We start from the raw sequence: 12,451 nt of genomic DNA on the forward strand, positions 1-12,451 counted from the left end.
AGCGCTCATGCTGTTGAAACTCAGCACCTTCTTCAACTCCTCAGGATTCCGCTCGGACTGCTCCACCAGATCGCAAACACGGCGTGGAAAATCGGTCCGGTGGTTTGGCAGGACTCGCTGGCGGCCCTGCAGCACTAAGGCCTCATTGAGCACTTGCGGGAGGAGGGGGACGAGGTTGCCCCCGATGCTGGCCTCATGCGCACGCATCGCCTGGTACACGCGGTCGTGCGCGATACGCTCTCCGAGTACGATCAACGCACGCTGTCCGGGTGGGCGCGGCAGGCACTGGCGACAGTCGACCCTGGCAGTCCCTCGGACCCAGAACAGTGGCCGATACACGCAGAGCTGATCCCGCACCTGGACGCCTCGGGCGCCCTGGACAGCGACGAGCCGGAACTAGAGATCTTTAACGGTTGAGGTTACGGCGGGTGGAGGTCGAGCCGGGTCTTGGCAATGAGGCCCTCGATGAGGCCGGTCGGTACTGCATCCGATTCAGCTGTGCCTTCACCAGCGTGGTGAGCTGGTCGAGGCCGTGTTTGGTGAGGTTGGCCAGCAATCTCTTCAGGTGCGACGACACGCCTTCGACGGGGTTGAGCTCCGGAGAGTACGGCGGCAGCTGGTAGACGGTCAGCCATAATCGGGCGGCGATCAGCTCGCGCATGGTGCGGCTGACGTGCGTGGTGAAGTCGATCCGGGGCGCGGTTCTGGTCTCGTCGATCAGTCCGTTTCCCCGGACCGCTTCCCGCACCCGGCGTGCCCGTTTCCGAGCACCGGGCGCTCCACAAGTCCTGTTCGAGAACCGTGTGTTGTCCTCATTCCAGGCCGGGCCAAGGGGGCGGGATGACTGTTCCCCGGTAGCGGTAACGCGTGGTGGTTACCTTGGCCGGGTTGAACAGCGGCCTTTCCTCCGAGGCCGGCCACCATCCGACGTCGCAGTAGCGGCGGCGGAGGTCCTTCCAGGTGGACCGGCGGTGTTTGCGGCGTAACCAGCTCCCGACCTGGCGCCACGTGTAGTAGCTCAGGTAGGCGAAGGTCGCGCTGGACACGCCGGGCCGGAAGTAGACGCACCAGCCCTTGAGCGCCGGGTTGAGCTGACGCAGCAGGGCATCGAGCGGCTGGCTCGTGTCCGTTGTCCGACACATCGTCCTGACATTGCCGGTCATGGCCTTGACGGCCTTGCCTGACGGATAGGTGTAGATGTAGTGCCGGTTGCTGCCTCGTTTCCGGTGACGCTGGATGCGCCAGCCGAGAAAGTCGAGGCCCTTGTCGATGTGGGTGATCAGGGTCTTCTCCGGCGACAGGCGCAGGCCCATCACGGACAGGACTTCTGCCATCTCCTCCTTGAGGGCTTCGGCGTCGTCCTTCGTGCCTGCGACCATCAGACACCAGTCGTCCGCGTAGCGGACGAGCCGGTAGTTGGGCAGGCGATGACGACGGCGCTTGGCCCTCTCCGTCTGACTTGAAGCGGGCCCACCGGGTCCTCGGGCGATGTGCTCGTCCAGGACCGTCAGGGCCACATTGCTCAGCAGCGGTGAAAGGATCGAACCCTGCGGGGTTCCGGCGCGGTTTTCTCGCAGCATGCGGTCCTCGCCGAGGATGCCTGCCTTGAGGAACGCCTTCACCAGTGCCAGGACGCGCTTGTCCCCGACTCGGTCCCGCACCCGGTCCATCAGGGCCGGATGTGAGATCTCGTCGAAGCACGCCGTGATGTCGCCCTCGACGACCCACTCATAGGAGCGGGACGCGAAATAGCGCACCTCGGCCACGGCGTCATGAGCACGACGGTTCGGGCGGAACCCGTAGGAACACGGGTGGAAATCCGCTTCGAAGATCGGCTCCAGCACCAGCTTCAAGGAAGCCTGCACCACCCGGTCGGCGATGGTGGCGATCCCCAGGCGGCGCAACTTGCCGCCCGACTTCGGGATCATCCGCTCCCGTACCGGCAACGGGCAGAAGCTGCGGTCCTTGACCTGCGACCGCAACCCGTCGAGAAAGTCCACGACGCCCTGCCCGGCCTCGATGGAACGGGCCGTGCGCCCGTCCACTCCGGCCGTGCGTGCTCCCTTGTTGCCCCGCACCCGGTCCCACGCGACCAGAAGGAACGCGGGATCGGCGACGAGGTTGAACAGATCATCGAACCTGCGATGGGGATCATCACGGGCCCAACAGTGCAGCTTGGTCTGGATCTTCAGTACCCTGCGCTCCGCTCCGAACAGAACGGAGTCAAGCTCGTCGGTATTCACCGGCGACAGCCTCCTGACCTTCCAGTACGTCCACTACCGACTTGCTGGTCTCCTTCGCCATGTACGCGCCTCTCGCGCGCTCCGACTACTACGAGACCTCCGCCCCGCCCGACGGCCATCAGTCGGCAACGGACCTGCCCGCCGCCGGACCGGTTGTCCGGCGGGAAGGGCGACCGCAGGCGGTTCCCACGTTCACCACGGAATCGATCAAGGAGGGAGGTGCCCGCCTCTACCCCGACAGCTTCGCCATACCTACGCCGCAGACCTTCGGCATGGCCTCCCCACCGGACCTAAAAACCGGCTTCGGAGTTGAACCCCACCCAAATGAGTGACGGCTCACGCGCTGCAACCCGGCCCGTATCCGTCAGATTTGAGCCGAGCGGGACACTTACGGGGCGTCAGACAGTGGTTCCTCGCGTACACCTTCTCCTCACTGCTTGCCGGACCCGGGCCGTCTGACAGTGCCGACCCGTCCCGTACTTTGTCAGGGCTGCTTCCCGCCGCCACCTGCGTTCCCAGGCGGCGACTGCCCTCAGCTTCGCCGGGCGGCTGCGACCGCCCGGCGGTGGAGTCCTTTCACCCCCACTCGATTCCGTCGCGCCTCGTGGCGCACTTCAAGTTGTCCCAGACCAGGACGATGGGGCCGTCGAGCTGCTGGTGTGCGGCGTCCAGCAGGCGTGCGTAGCCCTTGCGGTGGCCCTTGGCGGGACCTCGGTCGAGGTGGGTGCGGTAGATCAGCCGGGGCCGGTGGCCGGCTTTGGTGCAGATCAGTGCTGCCATGGAGATTTGTTTGGTGCCTGTGGCGGTGACCCTCACTACCGGGGTGCGGCCGCGGCGGCCCCAGGTGCGGCCCTTCGGCGGCCTCAGGCACTGGCCGGCTTCGTCCTCGAAGCCGGCCAGGCGCCCAAAGTCCGCCGCCCTCTTTTTATGACGGGCACAGCTTGTCCTTCCAGGCGGCGATCTTCACCTCGTCCCACTCGGTGGCCTTGCGGGAAGGGACCTGCATGCTCCAGCCGAGGCGGTGCAGCAGCAGGTCCAGCCGGGCCAGGGTGTACTCGGTGCCGAACCGGCGACGCACGACTTCGGCGATCCTTGCCAGCATCCAGCACTGGTCAGGCCAGCCGAATGCGGCCGGGCCGGTATCCAATCTGGCGCGAGCTGAACCGGCAGGGGCATGTAGTGGCCCGCTGCACCGTCGAGCGCCTCATGCGCGAACTCGCCGTCACCGGCGCCGTCCGCGACAAGTAGGTGATCACGACGATCACCGACCCGCGCGCCGAGAGGACCCCGGACCTTCTCGACCGTCTTCGTCGCCAGCGCCCCAAACTGCTGCTGAGTTGCCGAGTTCACGCATGTCGCCGCCTGGAGCGGGGTCGTCTACGTCGCCTTCGTCGTGGAAACCTTCTCCCAGCGCATGGTCGGTTGGTCGGCCTCTGCCTCCAAGGAGACCCAACTCGTCCTGGAGGCAGTGCAGATTGCACTGTGGCAGCGCGACCACGAGCGCCGCCGGCACATTCCCGTCAGCTGATCCACCACTCCGATGCCGGCAGCCAGTACACGTCGTTCAAGCTCGCCGAACACCTCGACGCGGATGGCATCGCCGCGAGTATTGGATCAGTCGGGGACGCGTACGACAACGCTCTGATGGAATCGACGATCGGCCTGTACAAAACCGAGCTGATCAAACTCCAGCGGGCATGGAGGTCACTCCCAGGTCGAGTTGGCCACCGCCCAGTGGATCGACTGGTACGACCACCGCAGGCTCCACGGTGAGATAGGCCCACGTTCCGCCCGTCGAGTACGAGGCGAAGCACTACATGGAATCCACGAAGCCCCAGGTCACAACCACAACCTGAGATCTCTAACAAAGCGGGCGGTTCACCCGGTCCGGGCTGGCGCAGCAGGTACCTGGCACCGTTGATCCCCAGCCCGGGACCGGAGCAAAAAAAACCCGACAAGTCGCGTAAGGAACCCGAGTGTGGCGTGTCTCTTCCTTTCAAGTACCAAAGCACTGAGGTGAGACATGGAGCATTTCGTTGGCCGTCTCGTCGGCCGTGAGGTCGAGACGGCGACATTGAAGGGGCTGGCGGCATCGGCGGTGTCGGGGGCGGGGCAGGCAGCGTTCGTGGTCGGCGAGGCCGGGATGGGCAAGACGGCTGTGCTGGGGCTGACGGCGTCAATGGCAGAGCGTGCGGGGATGCGGGTACTGCACGGGGCGGCGCAGGAGCTGGAACAACAGTTCCCGTTCGCTTTGATGTCGGCCTGTCTGGGTGTGGACGCAACCTCGGCTGATGTGTCCAGGGCTCGGGTCGCCGAGGTCTTGCGTGGCGACGCCCGGTACGGGCTGCCGGGTGCGCAGGGCGCGTCGGCCGGGGCGGTGGACTTCGCCACCGTGGAGACGATGCTCGCTCTGGTCGATGAGCTGTGTGCACAGGGACCGTTGGCGCTGCTCCTCGATGATCTCCAGTGGGCCGACCCGGCGAGTCTGCTGGTATTGCAGCGGCTGGTGCGCACGGTTCAGCAGCTGCCACTGTTGGTTGTCGGGGCCTACCGGGCGGTGCCTGAGGCCAGGGACGTCGACCGGCTCTACCAGAGTCTGGGTATGCGCGGCCAGACCGTGTTGAAGCTGGCACCGCTGAGCCCCCCGGCAGTCTCAGTGCTACTGGACGACCTGTGTGGCGGCAAGCCCGGTCCACGACTACGGCGGATGGCAGACAAAGCGGCGGGGAACCCCTTGTATGTCAGGGAGTTGGCCGCCGCCCTGCTACGGGAAGAGGCGATCGACCTCTGCGGCGGCATCGCGGAGGTCACCGTCGGTTGTCCCGTGCCACCGCTCACCACACTGATCGCGCACCGGCTGCGCTACCTGCGCGAGGAGGTGCTGCAGGCGCTGCGCGTCGCCTCGGTGCTGGGAGCCGGCAGCACGGTCGCCGATCTCGCCACGGTCCTGGACAGGCCAACGCACGAACTGCTCAGCATCGTGGCGGAGGCCGAAGCGACCGGAATCCTGCGTGAGGTCGGTGACCGGCTAGTCTTCCGCCACGACCTCATCCGCCATGCCCTCTACAGCGCCGTCCCGGGCTCGGTCCGCGCCATGCTGCATCTGAAGACGGCACAGGCCCTGGCGGGAGCTGGGGCAGCACCCGAGCGGGTCGCCGAGCACCTGCTCGTCGCGGCACCAGCAGCCGGAGAGTTCCTGACCGCCTGGCTCGTGGAATCCGCGGCACAACTCACCACCCGGGCACCCGCCGCGGCTCTCCAACTCATCGACCAGGCCCTGGACTTGGCCGATCCCCACGATCCACGCCAGGACCACCTCCAATGGCACCGCGCCATAGCCCAGCTCTCCTGCGGCCACCTCGCCGAGGCAGAAGAAACCGCCCGATGCGCCCTGGCCAGGACCCATGACCTCACGTGGGAATGCCCCCTGCGCTGGATCATCGTCCACGCCGCATTCGCCCGCGGACGGCCCGACCTGGCGCTCATCGAGACCCGCCTCGCCAGCGCCAGCAAGGGCGTACCCGCGGCCGAGACGATCCGGTTTCAGGCGTTCAGCGCAATGTGCCTGTTCGCACTGGGCAAGCTCTCGCAGGCCGAGGAGGTCGCGGCAGCCACCCGGTGCGCGGCCGAAGCTGAAGACGACGGCCCCGCCCTGGCCGATTCCCTGCATATCCTGGCGGCCAAACGGTTCCTCGAAGCGCCCGGCACCCAAGCCCTCGAACTGGCCCAACAAGCAACCCGACTCACACCACGCACTATCCACCCCGCACAGCGCATCGGCCTGCAACTCGCCCTGGCCAACAGCTACATCGAACTCGACCGCAACGACGACGCACACCACACCCTCGCCACCACCCGCAAGGCAGCCGAACACACCGGAGGCGTTCTGCTGCCCTGGTACCACCTCTCCTGCGCCCTCCTCGCCTTCAACAGCGGCCGCTGGGACGACGCCCTCACCGAAATCGAGGCCGGACTCGAACCCGGCGAGCACTTCGCCATGAGCCGAGCACTGCGGGCGCTCGCTGCCATCATCGCGCTCCATCGCGGACAGCCGAACACCGCCTCACCCCACCTGACCGCCGCAGCCGCAGCCACCGACACCACAACGATCGCCTGGTTCTACGAGTACCTCCCCCTCTGCGCCGACGTCTTCGCCGACGAAGCCCAGGACAATCCCGAGCGCGCTTACACCCGGCTCAGAGCCGCCTTCAACCACGGCGTCGGCCACCTGCCCGGCCAATCGATCCTCTGCTTCTTGACACCCGACCTCGTCCGCCTCGCCCTGGCCCACGGCGACACCACCAACGCACACCGCTATGCTCGCGCCGCCCAGGCACGAGCCGACCACAGCAACGGCCCCTACCACGTCGGTGACGCCTACCGATGCCAAGGGCTACTGGCCCAAGACCCCGACCTGCTCCTGGAAGCAGCCCGCTGCTACCACCACGCACCACGGCCGCTGAACGAAGCACACTCCTACACCGACGCAGCCCACCTGCTGGCACAACGTCACATGCCCCGCGAGGCAAACACGCTGCTGGACAAAGCGCTGACGATCTACAACCGCCTGGACGCCGCCTGGCACGCGGCCCGCGCCACCTCCCGCCTGCATACCGTCGCCGTGCGCCAGACCACGCGCCGACCACGAGGCAGCTCGCGACAAGGCTGGGAGGCACTCACGAACACCGAACGCGTCGTCGCCGACCACGTCGCAGCTGGCCACTCCAACCCCGAGATCGCCGCCCGCATGGGCATCTCACGACGCACCGTCAGCACACACGTATCCCACATCCTGCGCAAGTTGCGGATGACCTCACGCGTCGAAATCGCAGCCGACGTCATCCGCCGACAGAACCAGGACCATCCGCACCCAATGGACTGAGTCGTATCCCGCCTTTGCAAGCACCGTGAAGCAACGACGCGGAGCATAGGGGAACAAGGCGTGCCCGCCCCACAATCCGGCCGGGCGGCCGGGACGGTCCACGCGCGCTCGGTCATCAACACGGTGATCGCCTGACCGGTCCCGAGGGGGTCGCGCCGTCACGCCGGGCCACCGGGGTTCGGCGTGACGGATCTGTCGCCGGTCGACCGGCGCAGCAGCACACACCGCCTGCCCTGCGACGCACGCGTCACCCCGCTCAAGGTCATCACGGCCGGCGCCACGTCAACGACGTCCCCCAGACCCTGGCCCTGGTGGACGGCAACCCGCCAGTCTCCGGCCGCATGGGACGCCCCGCATTTGCTGGCGACGCCTCAAGAAAACCAATCATGATCGTGTTACACGATGCGACTGATGGCGAATATACGTCAACTGACGGATGTATACCAATTCACTGCCTCTTACGGTTTTATTAGCGAGTTCAACCGCCAACATCCGAACGTGAATTCCGTAATTGCGGGAATTCGCCCCACGCGAGTGCCGCAATCACTCCTGTCGTGGTGGGTGGGGATGCTCTGGGGTGTCAGCGTGAAAGATGTCACGATATTTCAGCGGCGACATATTCTATCGCCGCTGAACGTGGAAATCAGAAAAACAGGAGACGTCGGACAGCCAATTCGATGAAACGCAAGTCCATCTGGCCGCAAAGGCCTACACTCATTGGGAGGTAATTCAGTGAAGCACCGCAGAATGAAACTGTCGAAGAGGAAGGCGGTTGTCCTGGCGAGTGCCGGTGCAACGTTGGCCGCAGCCAGCCTGCTCGTCAATAACTCCGCACATGCTGACCCGACCGCCCAGCCCGACCCTACGGGCGGCGTGCTCGCGGACTACCTTCAGAAGAATCCCGACGGCTCGCTCAAGACCAACGGCAAGGGAGGTTACTTCGTCCAGACGCCCTATTCGAGCAACAGCACTGCTCGTAAAGTTGGGCCGATTTACGTCGGCGACGTTTTCACTGGGTCCGGTTGCACGGCAAGTGTTCTGGATTCGCCTAGCGGGCAACTGGCCATCACGGCGGATCACTGCACAAACAACATTAAAGCCGGGAAGACGGTGAAATTCTCGCCGGCCGCCACCAGTTCAGCTGAGCCCTACGGGGGCTGGCACATCGATCAGTCATTCTCGCCCACGAACAAGGTCGACGGCGCGGTGCCGGACGTATCGGTCCTGGTCATCCGCAAGAAGGATGGCAAGACGATCTCTCAGGCGACTGATGGCGGGTTCAAGGTTCATTCTGGCGTAGCCAAGGACCAGAGGGTCCGTGGCACCATGCTGGGCTACCCGGGGCCGGATCCCTACCACGGGAAAACCATGTCGGCCTGCATCGGCGACTACACGTACCACCCGGACAAGGGCCGTTCGGCAATTAGCCGGGTCGATGGCCAGTCAGAGTGCTGGGTGGGCGGCGGAGCCAGCGGAGGGCCTTTCCTGACCCCCGGAGGGGGCGGCAAGCCGGAGATCATGACCGTCCTGAACAGCAGTGGCGGATCGGTCATCTCAGATTCCGTTCCATCACTCATCGAAAAAGCCGAGCAGTGGATCAAGGAAAACAGCCAATAGAATCCGTCAAGCCCACTCCCTGCCTCGCGCCGACAGAGTATGGGTAATGCGACCGAAAGGTCCGAGAGTCCCGGCTGGAATGTGTCGGGACTCTCGGACGTTCTCTGCGCCGTCATTTCGCCACTATCCAGGGCTGATTCAAGATCCGGGTGATCACGCAGGTTTAAAGCGGTGTGACGATCTGCCGGGAATCCGCCACGAACGAAACGAAGCCCCGGTTGACCGGGTGACCTTCCCAAGTCGCCCTCGCAACCAGAGCCTCGATGTGCCGCTACTGAGCTTTGTCCAACCTGCGGCAGCTGATGCTCAGTTGGGCTGACAGCACAGCGAAGCCCCTGGTAGATGGGTTTTGGACCGAGAGAACCGTCCACCAGAGGCTTCGCATGCTTGTGTACCCGTCCGGGATCGACGTGTCCAGCCACTCTGCGGTTCCTCGCCGCCCGGCTGCGGGCCCACCGCCAGCAACGCGGCACCCGCTGGCGCCGCTTGAGCACCAGCCGCCAAGCCCTGCTGGCCCTGGCCCACCTGCGGTGCGGCCACACCTACGCCCAGCTCGCCGCCGGCTTCGGCAGCACCACCGCCTACCGCTGCATCGTCGAATCCGTAGAGGTCCTGGCTGCTCTGGCTCCGGACCTGGCCACCGCGCGCGCCAGTTCTTCAGATGTGCGATGCCGTGCTCGACACGGGTGCGGCGTGAGGAATGCGCCTTGCGCTGACGCTCGTACATGTCCTCGTACCAGTCCGGGAACCTCCACCGCGGGCCCGCCGGCCAGGAGCTTGACCAGCTCCAGTTGCCGGGCGTGGGCAATGTCCGGGCCGCTTCCGGGCCGGGTCGGGCTGCACCCCAGTACGCGGCCTTCGCCATCCGTGACCACCATGGATTTGACGGCGTTCACCTTGCTCTTGCCGGAGATGAACTTGTCCCGGTCCTTACGTCCCGCGGCCGGCCGCCGGACCCGGATTTCGGTGCCGTCCATGAGCCGGTCTTCCCGCTGGCGCCGAGAGGATCGACGACCTTGGCCAGGCTCCGCAGCCGCACATCGGGGCTGATGGTGCACCCTCGCTCGGCGAGCAGGGGCGCACACCTCGCCGAGCGCGCGGGTGATGGTGGAGCGGTCCACGCCGAACCAGCAGACAGCACATCGTGCGGGTGGACGAGGGTGGCCAGCAGCCGGTCGACGAACACCAGCTTGTGCTTGGCGCCAGCGCCGACGGACCGCTTCCGCGGCCGTGAGGTCAGCTTGGCCTGGTGCCTTTGGTGCTATAACGGGCCAATCTCCGAAGTGAGTTCAGTAATCACCTCGAGCGACAGGCCCGTGATTCGCTGGTTCCTAACGATCAACACACCCTCCGCGTTCCCCATCACAGGCGGCTCAACGATCACACCCTCGACGCGCCACGGCCAACCATGCACGAGCTCGTTAAGCACGTCCATGCGCTTCGGCGGACGTCTCACCCGGGCTTGCCCTCCGAATTCTCGTTCCGAGTAGCCAGGGAAGCCAGCTCCTGACAGGCCCGCCTCAGCTCTCCCTACCCATAGTTTTAATGATTTGCGCCAGATCCACTATCCGGCAGACAAAGGGAGTGGTAGAAATATCCCCAGTGAAGGAAGTACTGATGGGATGTCCGGACTTCCAGCACTCACCAGCCCCTATGGTTCATTCCCCCCGGGACCTGGGGCATCCCGGCCCCGGCGGAATCTGCGCTTTCCGCCGGGGCCGATCCATGTTCTGAGCATGTTGAACTCGATCACCTGAATCGGTGCCGTGGCAACTGATCGCATGGCGAAAAGAGGCAACGATGGGAGAGGGTCGCCTCGACCGCCCTGGAAACCTTCCTGGATTTACTATCGACCGCAGGGAAGATATGGCGGTCGTCTCATGGAGAAATTCACGGACTTGGATCGGAGCACGATTGTGCAATACGCCAACCGTCGGGAAGGGCTGTCAGCCACCGGGCGCTGGAAGGTCTCTCTGCGAAAGGCCCGTTCACGAGAGCATGGTCGGGGCGTGCATAGCTGCAAGCGAGCCAGTCCGCTCCAGTTCGCCGGAACCTGCTGCCGGTGGGACTGGAGACACCTCGACTTCGAAGCTTGTCCCACCGGCAAGTTGACGCCCTCAATCGGAACTGCAATCCGGCTGCCTCATCCAGGGCAGGCCGAAGTGGGCCGGAGCGTATCCGGCCGCTGACCATGGAGACCCTGACGTTCCTGCCCGGTCGCGGCGCCTCGACGTATTCGCCGGCGCCGAGGCCCCGGGCAGCGACGGGGCCGGAGTTGATGCCTGGTCGTGACCACGGACACTCTCCCACCGGCGGTACCGCCACACCGGTGCGAGCCAGATAGATCTGGCGATGGCTGGTCCACCGCCACACACAGCACTGCTCTTGAACCAGTACCGAGAACCATCCCAAGCTACGTGGCTGGTTGCCGGTTCGACATTCGCCCCAGAGAGTGCACTCTTCAGGGCGCTCTCTGGGAAAGACGAAAGGAAATTACTGGAAGTCGCAACCAGGGTTGGCTGCATCCTGCGCCAACGGCGCACCGTGGGGCAGGACGTAGAGCACCTCCAGAGTGAGTGGTTCTGTGCCGAGGTTGCTGCCGATGTGCACTCGGTTGGCCCCAGGCGGCTCTCTCACAGTGCTGCCGGACTTGAAGGCCCCGTCCTGCTTGCACGTGGCGTCAAAGTGGCTCAGTGTGCCCTGCTTGACGAAGCCGTACAAAGGTCCGTTGTGATAGTGCCAGCCGGTGCTCTGACCGGGAGGGATTGTGATCTCTCGCAGGATGTAGTCCGTATTGCCGACCGTCATCTTGGATATCACCGTGCCGGTGACACCCGGGCCTGCCGGAGTGGCATAAGCCGTCCCAGCGCCCAAAGACATGCTGGCGATGGCAGCTCCCGTCAGACCTGCACGAAGTACTGCTTGCATCACGAAAACAACTTTCAGTGAGTTAGCACCTGGTGCTCCTCCGGCGGGAGCGCCATCGAGACGCCGTCTTAGGCAGCTGCTCTTGACAGCCAGTGACGACCTATCAATCGACATGACTCGTGCCGATATCAGACCGGGAGAGCCCCCCTGCGCTACTTCTACGGTTCAGGGGCTGACGCTTTGCTGTGCTGGGTCCAAGTTCGAACCTGGGAATGCGAAGCCACTTCGCCGTCCATATCGCCCGGCTCTGGGCGCAGTACCTCGACGATCACCTACATGGCTACGGAGTCATCTCAGGCCTTGCTACGCCCACCATTCATGGACAAGGTAGTCGAGTTGCCCCCTGGCCGACCGCAGCTTCTCCAGCATGGTGGCCTTATCCAGCGTGTTGGCCGTGCACGGTCCTTCAGAGGTGGCGGCATGGCCAGTACCGGCAACGGCCTCTGAACCCGCAGCTGAAGTCACCAGTGCGCTCTTCGCTCAGTCGAAGCGGAATCCTGCGGACCGAGAAAAACACACTACGACGCATACTTTCCCCTCCCTTCATACTGAATGGCGACTGCCGGAGTGACTGACACTCGCGTGAGACAGCTACCCGCAACTACGGGAACTCGCATTCGGACGTTTGGCGGTCGAACCCGCGCCTGCAACTGTAAGGAAGAGGAAGTCGATATACATCGGTCAGTTGACGTATATTCGCCGCCCGTCACATCGCGTAAGGCATTCATGATGGGTGTTTCTTGAGGCGTCGCCAGCAGAGGTATAGCTCCGGTGGGGTGTC

9 protein-coding genes and 4 pseudogenes are annotated in these 12,451 nt (G+C 64.7%); 8 read left to right on the top strand and 5 right to left on the bottom strand.

Going from position 1 to position 12,451, the window contains the following annotated elements:
* The first annotated feature begins 195 nt into the window (after nucleotides 1–195).
* On the top strand, nucleotides 196–417 hold the full coding sequence (locus tag STRNI_RS09805; RefSeq protein WP_277410985.1) for a hypothetical protein: 222 nt from the start codon (nucleotides 196–198) through the stop codon (nucleotides 415–417).
* 2 nt (nucleotides 418–419) lie between these two features.
* Here the strand turns inward: STRNI_RS09805 and STRNI_RS09810 are convergent.
* Nucleotides 420–688, bottom strand: a pseudogene (locus tag STRNI_RS09810) (transposase); the annotation flags it as partial.
* 124 nt (nucleotides 689–812) lie between these two features.
* On the bottom strand, nucleotides 813–2,243 hold the full coding sequence (gene ltrA / locus STRNI_RS09815; protein ID WP_277410986.1) for a group II intron reverse transcriptase/maturase: 1,431 nt from the start codon (nucleotides 2,241–2,243) through the stop codon (nucleotides 813–815).
* 41 nt (nucleotides 2,244–2,284) lie between these two features.
* Here ltrA and STRNI_RS09820 point away from each other — a divergent pair, with 41 nt between their 5' ends.
* Nucleotides 2,285–2,575 (top strand): hypothetical protein, encoded by a 291-nt coding sequence (locus STRNI_RS09820; protein ID WP_277410987.1) that lies wholly within the window; start codon nucleotides 2,285–2,287, stop codon nucleotides 2,573–2,575.
* A gap of 265 nt (nucleotides 2,576–2,840) precedes the next feature.
* Here STRNI_RS09820 and STRNI_RS41590 read toward each other — a convergent pair.
* A pseudogene (locus STRNI_RS41590) lies at nucleotides 2,841–3,396 on the bottom strand (winged helix-turn-helix domain-containing protein); the annotation flags it as partial.
* On the opposite strand from STRNI_RS41590, the gene STRNI_RS41595 reads away from it, so the two are divergent.
* The 6 genes and pseudogenes from STRNI_RS41595 to STRNI_RS09850 form a co-directional block, all read left to right on the top strand.
* Nucleotides 3,369–3,491, top strand: coding sequence for an IS3 family transposase (locus STRNI_RS41595; protein ID WP_381845856.1), 123 nt, complete (start codon nucleotides 3,369–3,371; stop codon nucleotides 3,489–3,491). The pseudogene STRNI_RS41590 and the gene STRNI_RS41595 sit on opposite strands and share 28 nt — an antisense overlap.
* Before the next feature lie 106 nt (nucleotides 3,492–3,597).
* A pseudogene (locus tag STRNI_RS41765) lies at nucleotides 3,598–3,771 on the top strand (hypothetical protein); the annotation flags it as partial.
* A gap of 495 nt (nucleotides 3,772–4,266) precedes the next feature.
* On the top strand, nucleotides 4,267–7,125 hold the full coding sequence (locus STRNI_RS09835; RefSeq protein ID WP_277410990.1) for a helix-turn-helix transcriptional regulator: 2,859 nt from the start codon (nucleotides 4,267–4,269) through the stop codon (nucleotides 7,123–7,125).
* Between the two features lie 411 nt (nucleotides 7,126–7,536).
* Entirely contained in the window at nucleotides 7,537–7,806 is a 270-nt protein-coding gene (locus STRNI_RS09840; RefSeq protein ID WP_277410991.1) for a hypothetical protein, read from the top strand.
* A 66-nt stretch (nucleotides 7,807–7,872) separates the two neighbouring features.
* The gene (locus STRNI_RS09845) at nucleotides 7,873–8,742 is read left to right on the top strand and encodes a trypsin-like serine peptidase (RefSeq protein WP_277410992.1); all 870 of its coding nucleotides are present in this window, start codon (nucleotides 7,873–7,875) and stop codon (nucleotides 8,740–8,742) included.
* Between the two features lie 383 nt (nucleotides 8,743–9,125).
* Nucleotides 9,126–9,402 (top strand): annotated as a pseudogene (locus STRNI_RS09850) (transposase family protein); the annotation flags it as partial.
* On the opposite strand, the gene STRNI_RS09855 reads toward STRNI_RS09850, so the two are convergent.
* Both STRNI_RS09855 and STRNI_RS09860 read right to left on the bottom strand, forming a co-directional pair.
* Entirely contained in the window at nucleotides 9,324–9,719 is a 396-nt protein-coding gene (locus tag STRNI_RS09855) for a transposase family protein (protein WP_277410993.1), read from the bottom strand. The pseudogene STRNI_RS09850 and the gene STRNI_RS09855 overlap by 79 nt on opposite strands.
* A 1,516-nt stretch (nucleotides 9,720–11,235) precedes the next feature.
* A complete protein-coding gene (locus tag STRNI_RS09860; RefSeq protein ID WP_277413225.1) occupies nucleotides 11,236–11,670 on the bottom strand; it encodes a cupin domain-containing protein in 435 nt (144 codons plus the stop codon).
* Nucleotides 11,671–12,451 lie beyond the last annotated feature (781 nt).

Source organism: Streptomyces nigrescens, from assembly GCF_027626975.1.
Taxonomy (GTDB): Bacteria; Actinomycetota; Actinomycetes; order Streptomycetales; family Streptomycetaceae; genus Streptomyces; species Streptomyces nigrescens.